This window comes from Roseibaca calidilacus (assembly GCF_001517585.1).
In the GTDB taxonomy this organism is placed as follows: Bacteria; Pseudomonadota; Alphaproteobacteria; order Rhodobacterales; family Rhodobacteraceae; genus Roseinatronobacter; species Roseinatronobacter calidilacus.
In genome coordinates, this window is the sequence record NZ_FBYC01000004.1 from 721,973 (window position 1) to 739,109 (window position 17,137).

Consider the following 17,137-nt stretch of genomic DNA (forward strand, 5'->3'; position numbering starts at 1 on the left):
TTCATCCTTGCCCAAATATCCTCAGGGGGGTGAATGGGCGCGCCTGCGCGCCCAGAGGGGGGCGCGAGCGCCCCCCTAGCAACGCTTACAGCACGCGATCGACCATCATTTTCTTGACTTCGGCAATCGCCTTTGCCGGGTTCAGGCCTTTGGGGCAGGTCTTGGCGCAGTTCATGATCGTGTGGCAGCGATACAGCTTGAACGGGTCATGCAGGTCGTCCAGACGTTCGCCCGTGGCCTCGTCCCGGCTGTCGATCAGCCAGCGATAGGCATGCAGCAGGGCGGCCGGGCCAAGGTAACGGTCGCCATTCCACCAATAGCTGGGGCAGGATGTCGAGCAGCACGCGCACATCACGCATTCATACAGGCCATCCAGCTTCTCGCGATCCTCGATGGACTGCTTCCATTCCTTCGCGGGCGTGTTCGACTTGGTTTCCAGCCACGGCTTGATGCTGGCATGCTGCGCGTAGAAATGCGTCAGGTCCGGGATCAGATCCTTGATGACCGGCATATGGGGCAGGGGGTAGATTTTCACATCGCCCTTCACCTCATCCATGCCGAAGATGCAGGCCAGACGGTTTTGCCCGTCGATATTCATCGCGCAAGACCCGCAGATGCCTTCGCGGCAGGACCGGCGGAAGGTCAGCGTCGGGTCGATCTTGGTCTTGATATAGATCAGCGCGTCCAGCACCATCGGCCCGCAATCGTCAAGGTCCACGAAATAGGTGTCCACGCGCGGGTTGTCGCCGTCATCTGGGTTCCAGCGATAGATGCTGAACTTGCGCAGCGTGCCCCCGGTTTCGGGCTTGGGCCAGGTTTTGCCGGTGCGCATCTGGCTGTTTTTGGGCAGGGTCAGTTGGACCATTGCGGTGCCTCCTTAACTTCGGAACGGTGCTGGCAGGGCCTGTGCCCCCGCTCCGGGCTGGGGTATCGAAACCCGCGCGCCGTTTTTCGGGCGCGCGGCAGGGTGTCAGTAGACGCGCGCTTTCGGCGCGATCTTTTTCAGGTCGATCCCGCCTTCGTTATGGCCGGTCAGCGGGTTCAGGTGCACGGGGCGATAATCCAGCGCCACCTTTTCGCCATTCACCCATGCCAGCGAATGTTTGCGCCAGTTTTCGTCGTCGCGGTCGGGGTGGTCTTCCTGCGCGTGCGCGCCACGGCTTTCCTTGCGCGCCTCTGCCGAAACGATGGTCGCCATGGCGCAGGGCATCAGGTTGTCCAGCTCCAGCGTTTCCATCAGGTCGGTGTTCCAGATCAGCGAGCGGTCGGTGACCTTCAGATCATCCATCTTGCCCGCGACCGCTTTCATCTTCTCCACACCCTCGGCCAGCGTCTTGTCGGTGCGGAAGACGGCGGCATCGGATTGCATGGTTTTCTGCATTTCCAGACGCAGTTCCGCCGTGGGCGTGCCGCCATTGAAGTTGCGGAACTTGTCGAACCGGTCCAGAGCGCGCTCTACGCTGGCGCGGTTCAATTCGGGGTTGGGCGCTTTCGGGTCCACGATCTGGCCCGCGCGAATGGCCGCCGCACGGCCGAACACCACAAGGTCAATCAGGCTGTTCGACCCAAGACGGTTGGCACCATGCACGCTTGCACAGGCCGCTTCGCCCACCGCCATCAAGCCGGGGGCTATGCGGTCGGGGTTCTCGGCATCGGCGTTCAGCACCTCGCCCCAATAGTTGGTGGGAATGCCGCCCATGTTGTAATGCACGGTTGGCAGCACGGGGATGGGTTCTTTGGTCACATCCACGCCTGCGAACACGCGGGCGGATTCCGAAATGCCGGGCAGGCGCAGATGCAGCGCCTCTTTCGGCAGGTGCGACAGGTTCAGGTGAATATGGTCCTTGTTCGGGCCAACCCCGCGCCCTTCGCGAATTTCGATGGTCATGCAGCGCGACACCACATCGCGGCTTGCCAGATCCTTGTAGGTCGGCGCGTAGCGTTCCATGAACCGCTCGCCTTCGGAATTGGTCAGATAACCGCCTTCGCCGCGCGCGCCTTCGGTAATCAAGCAGCCCGCGCCGAAAATGCCGGTCGGGTGGAATTGCACGAATTCCATGTCTTGCAGCGGCAGGCCCGCGCGCGCCACCATCCCGTTGCCATCGCCGGTGCAGGTGTGGGCACTTGTGGCGCTGAAATAGGCGCGCCCATAGCCGCCCGTGGCCAGCACGACCATTTTGGCGTTGAACACATGCAGTGTGCCATCATCCAGCTTCCACGCCATCACGCCTTGGCATTGGCCATCATCGGACATGATAAGGTCGGTCGCGAAATATTCGATGAAGAATTCGGCCTTCTGCTTGACCGACTGACCATACAGCGTGTGCAGCATGGCATGGCCGGTGCGGTCGGCCGCGGCACAGGTGCGCTGCACGGGCGGGCCTTCGCCGAATTCGGTGGTGTGGCCACCAAAGGGGCGCTGGTAGATCTTGCCATCCTCGGTCCGCGAAAAGGGGACACCGTAATGTTCCAGTTCATACACGGCCTTGGGCGCTTCGCGGGCCAAATATTCCATGGCGTCCGTATCGCCCAGCCAGTCCGACCCTTTCACAGTGTCATACATGTGCCACTGCCAGCTATCGGGGCCCATATTGCCAAGGCTGGCCGCGATCCCGCCTTGGGCGGCCACGGTGTGTGACCGGGTCGGGAAAACCTTGGTCACGCAGGCGGTTTTCAGACCCTGTTCCGCCATGCCCAGCGTGGCGCGCAAACCTGCGCCGCCTGCGCCGACTACAACGACATCATAGGTATGTTCTTCGATCTTATATGCAGACATCTCGTTTCCTCAGGCGCTGAACAGGACGGTGGCAACCGACAGAACGCCAGCCGCGCCAAGCGCCCAGCACAGCAGCATGTTGATCAGCAGCGCGGCAGTGCGCTGCGCCTTGTTTGGAACATAGTCCTCGATCACGGTCTGCAAACCCTGTTGCAGATGCGCAAATGCCGCGATGATGAACAGAACCGCCACCAGCGCGTGCCACAGGTTGGAATAGGTGGCGACGAAGGCGTCATGCCCGCCGCCAAGCGTGCGGCCAAACGGGAAGATGAACAACAACGTCAGCGGAATCAGCGCGATGGAAGTGACACGCTGGCTCCACCAATGGTGCAGCCCTTCGCCTGCGGCACCGTGGCCATGGGCGCGGGAATAGTCGGACTTAAAGCTCATGATATCCCCCTTACACGGCCAGAATGGTCAGGATGGTCAGCACAGCCGTGCCGCCAAACACAAGGTAGCTGGTCTTTTCCACGGTCGCGACATCCATCATGCGGCCGGTGTCCCAGATCAGGTGACGGATGGAATTCAGCATGTGATACCACAGCGCCGCCAGCGACCCGACCAGCACAAGTTCGCCAAGGATAGAGGTCAGCAACCCGTCCACAACGGCGAAATAGTCTGCACTGAACGCGCCAGCCGCAAACCACCACACGATCAGGATGGATGCCAGCGTCATGCCCACCCCGGTAATCCGGTTCAGAATAGACGTGATCGCCGCAAGGGGTAGTCGGTAAACTTGAAGATGGGGTGAAAGCGGGCGGTTGCCCCGGTTCACATCGGCCATGGATGGCTCCTCTCTCTTTTGGCTGGTCGCACGCGACCCGGCTCTTGGCCTTGTGCATACCGAATTTCACGCGAATGTCACGCTTCGAGCGCGGCCATATCGACAAAAACCGCCACGTTTCCGCTAAAATCGGATCAATCAGGGCAGTTTGTGATCGCAGATTTGCGGCACGTGATCACAAACTTGGCGGCTTGTGATCACTTTTGCGACTCGGGGTCATCCCGCCTAGCGCGGCATGAGCACCCAATAGTCGAAATCCAGCAGGACATCGCGGTGGTATTTGCCTTCGGCCCCGCGCAGAACGAAAGGATCGCCCTTGGTGGCCACCGTGCGCAACCGCAGCGCACCGACGCTTGGCACTGCCGTTTCCGCCCGGTCCAAAACCTCTGACCAGGCGCGGATCGTGTCGCCCGCGAAACAGGGGTTCGCATGGCTGCCTGCGTTGATGGCCACGATCATCTGGGCATTGGCCAAGCCGTTGAAAGACAGCGCACGCGCAACCGAAATGACATGTCCGCCATAGGCCAGCAATTTGCCATCCACCCGCTGCGTGCGGTCGAAATGCACCTTAGAGGTGTTCTGCCACAGCCGCGTGGCCAGCATATGCTCGGCCTCTTCCATGGTCATACCGTCAATATGGTCGATCTGCTCGCCCACCGCGTAATCGCCCCAGCGGTGCGGCGCGCCCGCCAAGGCGCAATCATAGCTGCCAAAACTCAGCCCTTCCGGCACGACCAAATCACCCGCATCGACCGCGCCCGCCAAGTCTGGCACCGTGGTGTCAGGCGCGGGCGCGTCCAGATCGCCCTTGCGCACCATCACCCAGCGTACATAGTCCAGCACCACCTCGTCACGCTGGTTCAGGCCCTTGGTGCGCACATAGACAACACCCGATTTGCCGTTGGAATTCTGCTTCAGCCCGATCACTTCGGATGCGGCGCGCAACGTGTCGCCGGCATAGACCGGGCGCAGGAACCGCCCCTGCGCATAGCCCAGATTGGCGACAGCGTTCACGCTGATATCGGGCACCGATTTGCCAAACACGATATGAAACGCCATCAAGTCATCGACCGGGCTGGCAGGCAGACCACAGGCGCGGGCGAATTCATCCGACGAATACAAAGCTCCCCGCGCCGGGTAGAGCGCATGATACAGCGCCCGCTCACCCCCCGATACGGTGCGCGGCACGGCATGGGCGATCACCTCGCCCACGCGGTAATCCTCGAAAAACCGCCCCTTGCTGGTCTTGCTCATCGCCTCTTCCTTCATCTTGCCGGAAATACTCGCGGGGGAATCGGGGCCACCCGTCCCCGATGGGGGCGGCAGCCCCCTAATCAAAGACTTCCGAGCTTCAGCTCGGGCCGATAGGTCGCCTCTACCTCTTTCACGACGGCCTGCGCACAACGCATAACGCCCGTGGCCGGATCATGCGCATAGGCGGGGCTGCCATGCAGCACCCAGCCTTTCGACAGCGCTTCCGTTACCTTGTGGCAGAAGGCCGATGTATCCTCTGCCGTCAGCAAGCGATACGCCAGCATCAGGCACCCCCGCCAAAGGGCCACGGGCCCAGCCAGCCGTGGATTTGCCCGACCACCAGCATCAGGAATAATGCAGCAACAAAAGCCACGCCTTCGCGCCAGAGTGCAGCTTCGGGCGGGCGCGTCCAGTCACGGTTCGCGCGGTTGATGACAATGACCGACACCACCGCCCAAGCCAGCAGGCCGCCGAACAGGATCACGCCCTGCACGCTGCCCACTACCAACAAATGTGCCAGCGCCCATGCCTTGAAGCCCGACAATTGCGGATGGCGGACCTTTTGTGTCAGCCGGGTTTTCAGCCCCGATGCGGCGTAGAAGTAGAACCCGATGAACACCAGCAGGTTGTTCAGATGGATCATCCAGTTCGGGCGCGCCCACAGCCAGATCGGATCGGCCCATTTATAGCCGATCACCATAAGCACGACCGACAAGATGATCGCGCCGGTTGCGGCCAAGCGACCGGTTTCGCCCATCGCGGCCCGCTGTTGCGGCATCACGCGCTTGAACAGATGCGCCGCCCACCACAAGGCCACGCCCAAAACCAGCACCACAGTTCCCATTTGGCTTACTCCCTAACTGGCGAGGGCGTCTGCCTTCGCCAGGATTTGCTTCGCGGTGACTATGTGCAGATTCTCGACGATCTTTCCATCCAGAACCGCGACGCCTTCGCCGCGGGCGACGGCGGCGTTATAGGCGTCAATCTGGCGGCGTGCGGTGTCAATCTCGTCCGAAGAGGGCGCGAAGATTGTATTGGCGATTTCCAGTTGTGATGGGTGGATCAGCGTCTTGCCGTCAAAGCCCATGTCGCGGCCCTGTTCGCATTCGGCGCGCAGCCCCGCGCCGTCGCGGAAGGCGTTATACACCCCGTCCACCGCGACCAACCCGCGCGCTTTTGCCGCAAGCAGCCCCATTTGCAGCGACGTGAACAGCGGCATCCGGTCGGCGCGGTAGCGCAGCCCCATATCCTTGGCCAGATCATTCGTGCCCATAATGAACCCAGCCATGCGCGGCGCGCTGGCAATGTCGAGCGCGTTCAAAACGCCAAGGGGCGATTCCATCATCGCCCAGATGCGCGTGTCGGCGGTTTCGGGGCGGGCATCCAACCGGCGGGCCAGGTCTTCAATATGCGCGGCGCTGTCAACCTTGGGCAGCAGGATGGCTTCGGGCCGGGCGGCTGATATCACATCCAGATCATCCGCGCCCCATTCCGTGTTCAGCGCGTTGATCCGCACCAATTGCACGCGCGGGCCATAATCCAAGTCTTGCAGCGTGTCGGCCAGCAGGCGGCGGGCGCGCGGCTTCTCGTCAATGGCGACGGCATCTTCCAGATCGAAGATGATGGCATCGGTCGGCAGCGTGGTCGCCTTGTGCAAGGCGCGCTCTTTCGAGCCGGGGATATACAGCACAGACCGGAAGGGGCGCGTGTCCATGGCCTTCTCCTTGGGTAACAATCTTGCGCAACTTCCACCAGTTTTGGTTACAATTGGCAAGGGTAAATTTGCTGCAACGCGGCAAGCCGGTATACTTTTGTGCGCAAACATGGCGCGTGCGCTGCATTTACCCGGTTTTTGCGCCTTTTGGGCAGGCTGTTGGCGTGGGGTCATCACCAGCCGGAGCCACGCCATGCGCCTTTGCCTTGCCCTTTGCCTTGCCGCCTTTGCCACCAACACACAGGCCCAGACCATGCCCTGCGCCCCGCGTGCGCAGGTGTTGGACATGTTGGCCCAAGCCGAACAGACCCGCCGCGCGCTGGGCCATGCGGGCCAAGCGGTGATGGAAACCTTCGCGTCGGATACGGGCGCATGGACCATCACCATCAGCCTGCCGGATGGGCGCATGTGCTTGCTGGCCAATGGTCAGGATTTCACCGCGCGGCACGAGGTGTTTCCCGCCGCTGGCCGCGCGATCTGAGCGGTTTCCATTGCGCGGGGGCCGTGGGCTGCGGTATTGCGGCAGAACACTGCGAAAGGCCCCCGGCATGACCCATCTTCTGCACCGTTCCATCCATTCCGCCCCGCGCGTGGCCCGCACCGCGCAGGGCATTCGCTTTATCGACACCGAGGGGCGCGACTATATCGACGCCTCTGGCGGTGCGGCGGTGTCCTGCCTTGGGCATGGCCATCCCGATGTGCTGGCGGCGCTGCATGCGCAGCTGGACAAGCTGGCCTATGCGCATACCGGGTTCTTCACCTCTGACGTTGCAGAGGAACTGGCCGACCGGCTGGTCGCCGATGCGCCCGCCGGTCTGGACCATGTCTATCTGGTGTCGGGCGGGTCCGAAGCCGTGGAAGCCGCGCTGAAAATGGCGCGCCAGTATTTTACTGAAACTGGCCAACCCCAGCGCCGCCATATCATCGCGCGGCGGCAAAGCTACCATGGCAACACCTTGGGCGCGCTGGCCGCGGGCGGCAATGAATGGCGCCGCGCGCAGTTCAAGCCACTTTTGATGGAAGCGCATCACATCGCGCCTTGCTTTGCATACCGCGAGCAATTGGCGGGCGAGACGGATGCCGATTACGCCACCCGCGCGGCGGGCGAATTGGAAACCAAGATCCTTGAGCTTGGCCCCGACACCGTATGCGCCTTTATCGCGGAACCCGTGGTGGGGGCGACCGCGGGGGCGGTCCCGTCCGTGGGTGATTATTTCAAACAAATCCGCGCGATCTGCGACAAATACGGCGTGCTGCTGATTCTGGACGAGGTGATGTGCGGTATGGGGCGCACCGGGTCGCTTTATGCGTGTGAGCAGGATGGGGTTGTGCCGGACCTGCTAACCATCGCCAAGGGTTTGGGCGGGGGCTATCAGCCGGTGGGGGCCACATTGCTTAGTGACCGCATCTATCAGGCCTTTGCCCAAGGCACCGGCTTTTTCCAGCACGGTCACACCTATATGGGCCACCCGATGGCGGCAGCGGCCGCGTTGGCGGTGCAAAAGGTCATTGCGCGCGACAATCTGCTGAGCAATGTGCAGGCCATGGGGGCGCATCTGCGCGCGCGGTTGCAAGCGACCTTTGGCCAGCACGCCCATGTCGGTGATATTCGCGGGCGCGGGCTGTTTCAGGCGATTGAACTGGTCGCCGACCGTGACACGAAAGCGCCGTTGGACCCCGCCCGCAAGCTGCACGCTCGCATCAAGGCAGAGGCGATGGCGCGCGGCCTGATGGTTTACCCGATGGGCGGAACGATTGACGGGGTGCGCGGCGATCATGTGCTGCTGGCACCGCCTTTCATTGTCACGCCAGAAGATGTCGACCAGATTGTCGGACGGCTGGCAGAGGCGGTGGAGGCGGCTTTGGCAGCCTAGCAGACATGCGAACGGGCAGGGGCGGTGCCCCTGCCTAGAATTTCAGCGCGTGATGTAGGATGGTCGGCACGACCAGCTCTTCCTCATCAACCAGATGGCGGTCCAGAAACCGCTCGAACCCGTCCAGCCGTGCCAGCATCGCGCCCGCGCTGGCCTTTTGGTCCGCGCCTTTATCTTGCAACGCGCGCAGATGGGCATTCGCCGCATCCGTCAAGGCGGCAAGTTGCGAATCCAATGCGTGATGGTCGGCATCCAGCAACTCGAACCCGTGGGCCAAGCGCTTCTCTGCTTGCGCCAGAACCGGGAAGTAATGCGCGTCCTCTATGTGGTGGTGGCCGTGCAGCTCGTTTATCAGAAAACCGCCTAGTCGCGCGGTCATCTGCCCATGTGCGCGCGGGTCGCGGCCACGGTCCAGAAAGCCGCGCGTGTCATCCTGCCACTGGCCCAGCGCGCGGCGGAACATCAGGTGCCGCTCCAGCCAGAACCGGGTCAGCCCGTCGAAATTGCGATGGCTCTCCCACATGTCGCGGGGGTATTGTTCCAGTAGCACACGTAACGCGTCGGGCAGGCGGCTGCGTTGGGCAAGGTCAATTTGTTCCATGGCGGGCAAATTAACTCCCTGCGCCCCGGCTTCAACCCCGCCTGCGCCGCCGTCCTTCGCTTCCGCCGGTGTTGAAGCTGACTTGCGGCAGCGTCACAACGCGCGACAGTTCCGGGAAGGGGGCCGTGGCATGGGGCAGGGCATTGGCCGCGACGAAATGCTCTTGAAAGCGCGGCTCTATCGCGGTTTCGACCTTGTGAATGCGGGTCACAGTGCGCTCTATGCCCGCCCGCGCGGATTTTGAGCACAGCGCCATCCGCGCGCCCGTGCCCGCAGCGTTGCCGGCACTGCTCACCCGGTCCAAGGGCGCATCTGGGATCATGCCCAGAACCATCGCATGTTTAGGGCTGATATGCGCGCCAAAGGCACCTGCCAGCACAATGCGATCCACCGTGTCAGTGCCGATTTCATCCATCAACAGCCGCGCGCCCGCATAAAGCGCCGATTTCGCAAGCTGGATCGCGCGAATATCGCCTTGGGTGACGGTTATGCGCGGCCCGCCCGTGGCGGTGGCATCGTGAATAACATAGGCATGAGTGCGGCCTTCGGGCTGGCAACGCCATGTGCCGGTTTGTTCGGCTGACCCGATCAGGCCCGATGGGTCCACAAGCCCGGCCATGCGCATTTCGGCCACAGCTTCGATAATGCCCGACCCGCAAATGCCGGTGACAGTGGCGGCAAAATCCGGGTCATCCGACCACAGGTCACACCCGATCACCCGAAAGCGCGGCTCCTTGGTGGCAGGGTCAATCTCAATGCGCTCGATCGCGCCGGGGGCGGCGCGCTGGCCAGAGGAGATTTGCGCGCCTTCAAACGCTGGCCCGGTGGGCGAGGAGCAGGCCAGGACCCGGCGCTTGTCGCCCAGCAAGATCTCGGCATTGGTGCCCACATCGACGATCAGCACCAGATCATCCGATCGCTCTGGCGCTTCGGACAGCGCGACGGCGGCGGCATCGGCCCCGACATGCCCGGCGATGCACGGCAACAGGTAGGCCCGCGCAGCGGGGTTCAGCGCGGTCAGGTCCAATTCGGACGCTTTCAGCGACAGCGCGCCCGAGGTCGCCAGCGCAAAGGGCGCTTGGCCCAGTTCCACCGGGTCCACGCCCAACAGCAGATGGTGCATGACCGGGTTGCACACGATCACCGTTTCCATGATCTGCCGCGCGTTGCAGCCCGCGTCTGACGCCAGCGCGCCGATCAGCGTGTCGAGCGCCTCGCGCACCGCGCGGGTCATCTCGACATCGCCGCCGGGGTTCATCATGGCGTAGCTGACGCGGCTCATCAGGTCTTCGCCAAAGCGGATTTGCGGGTTCATAATGCCGGAAGACGCCACAACCTGCCCATCGCGCAAATCGCATAAATGCGCGGCAATGGTGGTGGACCCAAGGTCTATGGCCAGCCCATAAAGCGTGCCTTCATACAGCCCCGGCCAGATATCAAGCACCTGCGCCGCGCCGCCCGAATGGTCGGAAAACAGCGCAACCGTCACCTGCCAGCCGCCCGCGCGCAACGTGGGTTGCAGCTTGCGCAGCACGTCCAGACCCATCGAAATCTCGGGCACGTCCCATTGTGCGCGCAGCGCCGTGGCCAGTCGTTGCAGATCGCCCGATGGCTCGTGCATGTCGGGTTCCGCGACCTCTACGAAAAACAGGCGTGTGGCCGGGTCCATGACCATGGGGCGCGTGCTGGCATCCTTGCGCACGACCTGCTTGTGAAGCTGGCTTTCGGCAGGCACATCGATGACCACATCGCCCATGATCTGCGCCTGACAGCCCAAGCGGCGGCCATCGATCAGCCCGCGCTTGTCCTTGTAGCGTTGTTCGACCGCGTTCCACTCGGATAGCGCATCGGGTGCGACACTCACGCCATGTTTGGAGAAATCGCCATAGCCCGGCGTGATCTGGCATTTGGAACAGATGCCGCGCCCACCGCAGACCGAATCAAGGTCCACCCCCAATTGTCGCGCGGCTGTCAGAACTGGCGTGCCAAGCGCGAAACGCCCCCGTTTGCCAGAGGGCGTGAAGATGACCAGAGCGTCCGACATGTGCTACTACCCGCGAAACCTTGCGCGACAGATACCGCTTTGGCGCGCAAGGAAAAGGTTTGTTCGCGTCACTTGCCGGGAAAAAAGCGTCAGCGGCTGACCAAAACCGACACTTGGCTGTGGCGCACCACGCGCGACGCGGTCGAGCCGATGAAGTAATCGCCCATGCCCGGTTTGTGGCTGGCGATCATGATCAGGTCGGCATGGCATTCTTCGGCGCAGGCAAGGATATTCTCGGACGGGCGCCCGCCGCGCAGATCGACATCGACCCGTTTCGCCTTGGCCGAAGCCGCAAGCGAGTCAAGCTGTTCGCGGATCGCCTTGCGATGCGCCAGAAGCTGTTCCTTGGCGACCGCGGCGGCAAGATAGGCAGGCACCTCGTCCAGCACATGCACAAGGGTGATCGTGCCGTCCGGGTCGATCAGCTTGTTGGCCCGCTGGATCAACCCACGGCTGGTTGCACCCTGATTGAACAAAGCCACGGCGACGACAATGGATTTATACATGCTGCCCTCCTTTTGCAGGTTCGGCTGGCACAGTGACACAGGGGCAGCGCCTTGGCAAACTGCCCCCGCAAGATTCAGCGCGTCACCAGCACCGAGCATTGCGCATGGCGCACCACGCGCGCGGCGGTCGAGCCGATGAAATAATCGCTCAGGCCCGGTTTATGGCTGGCGATCATGATAAGATCGGCATTGGCCTCTTTGCCCGCGCCAAGAATAGAGGCCGAAGGCTGGCCATGCCGGATGATCGCCTTGACCTTGATGCCGGTCGCCGCGGCGGCCATGGCATCCAGCTGCTCCTGAACTTCGCGGTGGCGCGTGGTCATATGTTCTTTCGGAATCGAGGCCGCGACATAGCCCGGCACTTCTTCGATCACATGGACAAGCGTTACGGCACCGCCGGGGTTCAGCAGCGTCTTGGCCTTTTCCAAAGCGGCGCGCGTGGTTGCGCCTTCGTTGAACAATGCGGCGGCGATGACGATGGAATCATACATGTTGGGCAGTCCTTTCAGAATGAGCGTTGCGGGCCACAAGCACCGAGATGCTGGAATGGCGTGTCAGTTTGGTGGCGGTCGTTTCCATGAAGAATTCTGTCACACCGGGCAAGCGGCTGTCGAGCATGACCAGATCAGCCTTGTCAGCTTTTGCCAAGGCGTTGATCTGTGGCGCAACGGCACCCTCGCGCAGGATCGGCATCACGCGTGGATCCGTTTCATCGGAAAGGGAAAGAAGCCCTGCCATCGCGCTTGCCCGCTGCGCGGCGGTGACATGGCCGCGCAGCAAATGCAGCAGTCGAATTGTGCCTTCGGGCGCGCACAGCTTTTGCGCCTGTTCTAGCAGCTTGCGGGCCTCGGCAGGTTTCGCCAGATCGGCAGCAACCAGAATGGTCTTGTACATGGGCGTTCCTCCAGCGTTCCGGGCCAGTATCGTCGCAATTGGTGCCAAGCACCTTGATATCGGTCAAACCGGCAGGAATTCGCCCCTGTTTCAGCCTGAAATCAGCCGTGATTGTGCCAAGCCTTGCACCGGCGTGGCATTCCGCGCATTCAGGCACAAAACAAAACGGATTGAGGGCGCATGGGTATTTCACTTGTCATTCTGGCCGCCGGGCAGGGCAGTCGCATGCAGTCGGACTTGCCGAAAGTGCTGCACAAACTTGCCGCCTGCCCGCTGGTGGTGCATGCCATGCGCGCGGGCCGTGCGCTGGACCCGGCGCGCGTGGTCGTGGTTGTCGGGCACGGAGCAGAGGCGGTCGCAGCCGTGGTCGCAGATGAAGACCCGCAAGCCCGGATCGTCACCCAAACCGAACAGCTTGGCACGGCCCATGCGGTCGGTCAGGCGCGTGCGGCGCTGGACGGGCAGGGCGGCGATGTGGTGGTGTTGTATGGCGATACCCCCTTCATCCGGCCCGAAACGCTGGAAGCCCTGCAAGCCGCCCGCGCCGCGCATGATGTGGTGGTGCTAGGGTTTCATGCCGCCGATCCGGGGCGCTACGGGCGGCTGGTGGCGCAAGGCGACCGGCTGGAGCGCATTGTCGAATTCAAGGACGCAACAGAGGCCGAGCGCGCGATCACGCTGTGCAATAGCGGGGTTCTATGTGCCGATCGCGCGGTGCTGTTCGACCTGATCGCACAGGTCGGCAATGACAACGCGGCGGGTGAATACTACCTGACCGACGTGGTGGGACTAGCGCGCGCGCGGGGCCTTAGCGCCGGGGTGGTCACCTGCCCAGAGGCAGAGACCTTGGGCATCAACACCCGCGCCGAACTGGCCGCCGCCGAGGCGGCCTTTCAAGCGCAAGCGCGGGCAGAGGCGTTGGAAAATGGCGTCACGCTGCAAGCGCCCGACACGGTCATCTTCGCGCAAGATACCTGTCTGGGCCGCGATTGCGTGATTGAACCCTATGTTGTGTTCGGCCCCGATGTGACAGTCGAATCGGGCGCCACAATCCGCGCCTTCAGCCACCTGGAAGGCTGCCATGTCAGCCGTGGCGCAGTGGTCGGCCCTTACGCGCGCCTGCGCCCCGGTGCCGAACTGGCCGAAGATGTGCGCATCGGCAATTTCGTGGAAATCAAGAATGCCCAATTGGGCGAGGGTGCCAAGGTCAACCATCTGTCCTATGTCGGCGATGCCGATGTGGGCGCATATGCCAATTTGGGCGCAGGCACTGTGACCTGCAATTATGACGGCGTGTTCAAGCATCGCACCACGATTGGCGAGGGCGCGTTTATCGGGTCTTCCACCATGCTGGTCGCGCCTGTCACGGTGGGTGCGGGTGCGCTGACCGGGTCGGGGTCGGTCATTACCCGCGATGTGCCCGAGGGGGCTTTGGCGCTGGGGCGTGCCGATCAGACCATCAAGCCGGGGCTGGGGCGCAAGCTGATGGACCGCTTGCGTGCGCGCAAAGCGGACCAAAACAAAGGGTGAGCAGATGTGCGGCATTGTCGGAATTCTGGGAAAACACGAAGTCTCGCCCGCCATTCTGTCGGCGCTGAAGCGGCTGGAATATCGCGGCTATGACAGCGCTGGGATTGCCACGGTCAACAAGGGCGTGCTGGACCGCCGCCGCGCGGTGGGCAAACTTGTCAACCTGTCGGATACACTGGTGCATGACCCGCTGCCGGGCCGCGTGGGCATTGGCCATACGCGCTGGGCCACGCATGGTGGGCCAACGGTGGAAAACGCCCACCCCCACCGCGCGGGCCGCGCCGCCGTGGTCCATAACGGAATAATCGAGAATTTCCGCACCCTGCGCGATGAACTGACCGCCGAAGGCGCGCAATTCAGCAGCCAGACCGACACGGAAACCATCGTGCAACTGACCTCGCGCCTGCTGGAGCAAGGGCGCACGCCCTTGCAAGCCGCGCGCGAAACACTGGCACGGCTGGAAGGGGCCTTTGCGCTTGCTTTCGTGTTCGACGGCGAGGATGACCTGATCATCTGCGCGCGGCGCGGCTCGCCCCTGTGCATCGGGCATGGCGCGGGTGAAATGTTCCTTGGCTCTGACGCGATCGCGCTATCTGAGATGACGGACCGTATCACCTACCTTGAAGAAGGTGACATGGCGGTGCTGACGCATGGCGGCGCGCAGATATTCGATGCGGACGGGAACCAGACCAACCGGCCCGTGACGCGCATAAACCTTGACACCGCGCAGGTCGACAAATCGGGCCACAAGCATTTCATGGCCAAAGAGATGGCCGAACAACCCGCAATCCTGAAAGCCGCACTGGGCTTTTATTCCGGGCTGGAGAACGATTCGCTGGAACTGCCCGAGGGGCTGGATTTCGTGCGCACCGACCGGCTGGTTATGGTCGCCTGCGGCACGGCCTTCTATGCCTGTCAGGTGGCGAAATACTGGTTCGAGAAATACGCGGGCCTGCCAGTCGAATTGGATATCGCCAGCGAATACCGTTACCGCGACCCGGTGCTGGGGCCGAACAATATGGCGCTGTTCGTCAGCCAATCGGGCGAAACCGCCGACACCTTGGCCGCGTTGCGCCATGTAAAATCGCATGTGGCGCAGGTCATATCGGTGGTGAATGTGCCCACATCTTCCATCGCGCGCGAAAGCGATATCGCGCTGCCCATCCATGCCGGGCCGGAAATTGGCGTCGCCTCGACCAAGGCGTTTACCGCACAGCTTTTGGTGCTGGCCGTGCTGGCGTTGGAAGCCGGGCGCGCGCGTGGCCATTTGAGCGCCGAGGATTACGCGCGTCTGCTTGAAGACCTGCGCAGCCTGCCCGGTTTCATGGCGCAAGCCCTTGACCGCGAAGGCGAGATCGAACGCCTGACCAAGATGCTGAGCCAAGCCCGCGACGTGCTGTTCCTTGGGCGCGGCACGATGTATCCTCTGGCGTTGGAGGGTGCGCTAAAGCTAAAGGAAATCAGCTATATACATGCCGAAGCTTATGCGGCAGGAGAGTTGAAACACGGCCCCATCGCGCTGATTGACGCGGATTTCCCGGTGATCGTCTTTGCCCCGCATGATGGTTTGTACGAAAAGACCGTGTCCAACATGCAAGAGGTCATGGCGCGGCAAGGGCAGGTGCTGCTTGTGTCGGACCCCGCGGGCCTGAAAGCCGCGGGCGAGGTGCCCTATGCGCTGCAAATGCCACCTGTGCCTGAATTGATTGCGCCCATCGTCTATGCGGTGCCCGCGCAGTTGATCGCCTATCATACAGCATTACACCGCGGCACCGATGTGGACCAACCGCGCAATTTGGCGAAATCTGTGACGGTAGAGTGATCCAGATCACTTCCCTTGCCGCCGGAACCGGGTTATGCGGACATTCATGTCCTTGAAGGTAACAAACCTGTCCTGCGCCCGTGGTGGCTTGCCCTTGCTGGAAGGGGTCAGTTTCGCGCTGGACCCCGGTCAGGCGCTGGTGCTGCGCGGGCCGAATGGCTGCGGCAAGACCACCGCGTTGCGCACCATTGCCGGGCTGCAACCGGCCCTTGCCGGGCAGATCGACAGCCCGCCCGATACGATCGCCTATGCGGGCCATGCCGATGGGTTGAAAACCACGCTTAGCGTGACGGAAAACCTTGCTTTTTGGGCCGCAATTTATGGCACGCGCGCGATAGATCACGCGCTGGACCGTATGAACCTGCGCGCACTGGCCGAGCGTGCGGCGCAGAACCTGTCTGCGGGGCAAAAGCGGCGGCTGGGTCTGGCGCGGTTGATGGTTACGGGCCGCCCCGTCTGGGTGCTGGATGAACCCACTGTGTCGCTGGACGCCGCATCTGTCGCGCTGTTTGCCGATGTGGTGCGCGGGCATTTGGCCAGTGGCGGCATGGCGTTGATGGCCACGCATATCGACCTTGGCCTGCCCGAAGCGCGGGTGCTGGAGCTTGGTCCTTACAAGGCCCGCCTGCCAGAGCCGTCAGGTGCCTTTGACGAGGCTTTCCTATGATCGCGCTTTTGTTCCGCGACCTGCGCTTGGCGTTTCGCGCAGGCGGCGGCTTCGGCCTTGGGCTGGCGTTTTTCCTGATATTGGCCGTGCTGGTGCCGCTGGGCGTTGGGCCAGAGCGCGGCACGCTGTCGTTGATCGCGCCGGGTATCCTGTGGGTGGGCGCGTTGCTGGCCTGCCTCTTGTCGCTCGACCGCATCTTCGCGCTGGATTACGAGGATGGCTCGCTCGACCTGCTGGCCACCGCCCCTGTGCCGCTGGAAGGTGTGGTCAGCATAAAGGCGCTGGCGCATTGGATCACCACGGGCGTGCCGCTGGTGCTGGTCTCTCCGGTGCTGGGCCTGCTGCTTAACCTGCCGGTGCCTGCCTATGGCTGGCTGCTGTTTTCGCTGACACTTGGCACGCCGGCACTGTCGGTCATCGGCACGTTCGGTGCGGCGCTGACCGTCGGGCTGAAGCGCGGCGGGTTGTTGATGTCGTTGCTTGTCCTTCCACTTTACATCCCGACGCTGGTATTCGGGGCCGAAGTTGTCTCTCGCGGGGCGCAAGGGCTTGCCGTTGGCACGCCTTTGGCGCTTCTGGCGGGGATCACGGCGGGGGCTGTGGCATTATTGCCCTTTGCCTCTGCGCATGTGATCCGGATAAACCTTCGGTGAGCCGCGCCAGTTTCGCTT

At 62.7% G+C, this 17,137-nt stretch carries 19 protein-coding genes; 6 read left to right on the forward strand and 13 right to left on the reverse strand.

The genetic code is table 11. The annotated features are described in order from the left end of the window. Window positions 1–85 precede the first annotated feature (85 nt). The 8 genes from AWT76_RS07035 to AWT76_RS07070 all read right to left on the reverse strand — a co-directional run bounded on the left by AWT76_RS07035 (window position 86) and on the right by AWT76_RS07070 (window position 6,528). Complete coding sequence (locus AWT76_RS07035) at window positions 86–865, reverse strand: succinate dehydrogenase iron-sulfur subunit (RefSeq protein ID WP_072245715.1); 780 nt, start codon at window positions 863–865, stop codon at window positions 86–88. 105 nt (window positions 866–970) lie between these two features. Beyond that, window positions 971–2,776, reverse strand: coding sequence for a succinate dehydrogenase flavoprotein subunit (gene sdhA, locus AWT76_RS07040; RefSeq protein WP_072245716.1), 1,806 nt, complete (start codon window positions 2,774–2,776; stop codon window positions 971–973). A 9-nt stretch (window positions 2,777–2,785) separates the two neighbouring features. Continuing rightward, the gene (sdhD, locus tag AWT76_RS07045) at window positions 2,786–3,166 is read right to left on the reverse strand and encodes a succinate dehydrogenase, hydrophobic membrane anchor protein (RefSeq protein WP_072245718.1); all 381 of its coding nucleotides are present in this window, start codon (window positions 3,164–3,166) and stop codon (window positions 2,786–2,788) included. Window positions 3,167–3,176: 10 nt separating this feature from the next. Next, a complete protein-coding gene (sdhC, locus tag AWT76_RS07050) occupies window positions 3,177–3,560 on the reverse strand; it encodes a succinate dehydrogenase, cytochrome b556 subunit (protein WP_072245719.1) in 384 nt (127 codons plus the stop codon). Window positions 3,561–3,785: 225 nt separating this feature from the next. After that, window positions 3,786–4,814: a MaoC family dehydratase gene (locus tag AWT76_RS07055; RefSeq protein ID WP_072245720.1), complete on the reverse strand. Its 1,029-nt coding sequence runs from the start codon at window positions 4,812–4,814 to the stop codon at window positions 3,786–3,788. A gap of 80 nt (window positions 4,815–4,894) precedes the next feature. Further along, window positions 4,895–5,098, reverse strand: a complete 204-nt coding sequence (locus tag AWT76_RS07060) for a DUF1737 domain-containing protein (RefSeq protein WP_072245722.1) — start codon at window positions 5,096–5,098, stop codon at window positions 4,895–4,897. Then, the gene (locus tag AWT76_RS07065) at window positions 5,098–5,658 is read right to left on the reverse strand and encodes an NnrU family protein (protein ID WP_072245724.1); all 561 of its coding nucleotides are present in this window, start codon (window positions 5,656–5,658) and stop codon (window positions 5,098–5,100) included. The genes AWT76_RS07060 and AWT76_RS07065 overlap by 1 nt, the downstream gene beginning before the upstream one ends. Window positions 5,659–5,670: 12 nt before the next feature. Then, window positions 5,671–6,528 carry an HpcH/HpaI aldolase/citrate lyase family protein gene (locus tag AWT76_RS07070; protein ID WP_072245725.1) on the reverse strand — a complete coding sequence of 286 codons (858 nt, stop codon included), beginning with the start codon at window positions 6,526–6,528 and terminating at the stop codon, window positions 5,671–5,673. Window positions 6,529–6,721: 193 nt separating this feature from the next. Between AWT76_RS07070 and AWT76_RS07075 the strand changes: the two genes are divergently transcribed. Both AWT76_RS07075 and AWT76_RS07080 read left to right on the forward strand, forming a co-directional pair. Continuing rightward, a complete protein-coding gene (locus AWT76_RS07075) occupies window positions 6,722–7,009 on the forward strand; it encodes a hypothetical protein (RefSeq protein WP_072247564.1) in 288 nt (95 codons plus the stop codon). 67 nt (window positions 7,010–7,076) lie between these two features. Further along, window positions 7,077–8,402 carry an aspartate aminotransferase family protein gene (locus AWT76_RS07080; protein WP_072245727.1) on the forward strand — a complete coding sequence of 442 codons (1,326 nt, stop codon included), beginning with the start codon at window positions 7,077–7,079 and terminating at the stop codon, window positions 8,400–8,402. 34 nt (window positions 8,403–8,436) lie between these two features. Here the strand turns inward: AWT76_RS07080 and AWT76_RS07085 are convergent, their stop codons facing one another. The 5 genes from AWT76_RS07085 to AWT76_RS07105 form a co-directional block, all read right to left on the reverse strand. Next, complete coding sequence (locus AWT76_RS07085) at window positions 8,437–9,003, reverse strand: hemerythrin domain-containing protein (protein ID WP_072245729.1); 567 nt, start codon at window positions 9,001–9,003, stop codon at window positions 8,437–8,439. A gap of 31 nt (window positions 9,004–9,034) precedes the next feature. After that, window positions 9,035–11,047, reverse strand: coding sequence for an ASKHA domain-containing protein (locus tag AWT76_RS07090; RefSeq protein ID WP_072245730.1), 2,013 nt, complete (start codon window positions 11,045–11,047; stop codon window positions 9,035–9,037). A gap of 89 nt (window positions 11,048–11,136) precedes the next feature. Continuing rightward, entirely contained in the window at window positions 11,137–11,553 is a 417-nt protein-coding gene (locus AWT76_RS07095) for a universal stress protein (protein ID WP_072245731.1), read from the reverse strand. Between the two features lie 74 nt (window positions 11,554–11,627). After that, window positions 11,628–12,044, reverse strand: coding sequence for a universal stress protein (locus tag AWT76_RS07100; protein WP_072245732.1), 417 nt, complete (start codon window positions 12,042–12,044; stop codon window positions 11,628–11,630). After that, window positions 12,037–12,447 (reverse strand): universal stress protein, encoded by a 411-nt coding sequence (locus tag AWT76_RS07105; protein WP_072245733.1) that lies wholly within the window; start codon window positions 12,445–12,447, stop codon window positions 12,037–12,039. The genes AWT76_RS07100 and AWT76_RS07105 overlap by 8 nt, the downstream gene beginning before the upstream one ends. Before the next feature lie 180 nt (window positions 12,448–12,627). On the opposite strand from AWT76_RS07105, the gene glmU reads away from it, so the two are divergent. Genes glmU through ccmB form a run of 4 tightly spaced genes read left to right on the forward strand, consistent with a single transcriptional unit; the run spans window position 12,628 to window position 17,119 of the window. Continuing rightward, the gene (gene glmU, locus AWT76_RS07110) at window positions 12,628–13,977 is read left to right on the forward strand and encodes a bifunctional UDP-N-acetylglucosamine diphosphorylase/glucosamine-1-phosphate N-acetyltransferase GlmU (protein WP_072245734.1); all 1,350 of its coding nucleotides are present in this window, start codon (window positions 12,628–12,630) and stop codon (window positions 13,975–13,977) included. A 4-nt stretch (window positions 13,978–13,981) separates the two neighbouring features. Continuing rightward, a complete protein-coding gene (glmS, locus tag AWT76_RS07115; protein ID WP_072245735.1) occupies window positions 13,982–15,799 on the forward strand; it encodes a glutamine--fructose-6-phosphate transaminase (isomerizing) in 1,818 nt (605 codons plus the stop codon). Between the two features lie 46 nt (window positions 15,800–15,845). Then, window positions 15,846–16,466: a heme ABC exporter ATP-binding protein CcmA gene (gene ccmA / locus AWT76_RS07120; RefSeq protein WP_072247565.1), complete on the forward strand. Its 621-nt coding sequence runs from the start codon at window positions 15,846–15,848 to the stop codon at window positions 16,464–16,466. Further along, window positions 16,463–17,119, forward strand: a complete 657-nt coding sequence (ccmB, locus tag AWT76_RS07125) for a heme exporter protein CcmB (protein ID WP_072245736.1) — start codon at window positions 16,463–16,465, stop codon at window positions 17,117–17,119. Before ccmA ends, ccmB begins: the two co-directional genes overlap by 4 nt. Window positions 17,120–17,137 lie beyond the last annotated feature (18 nt).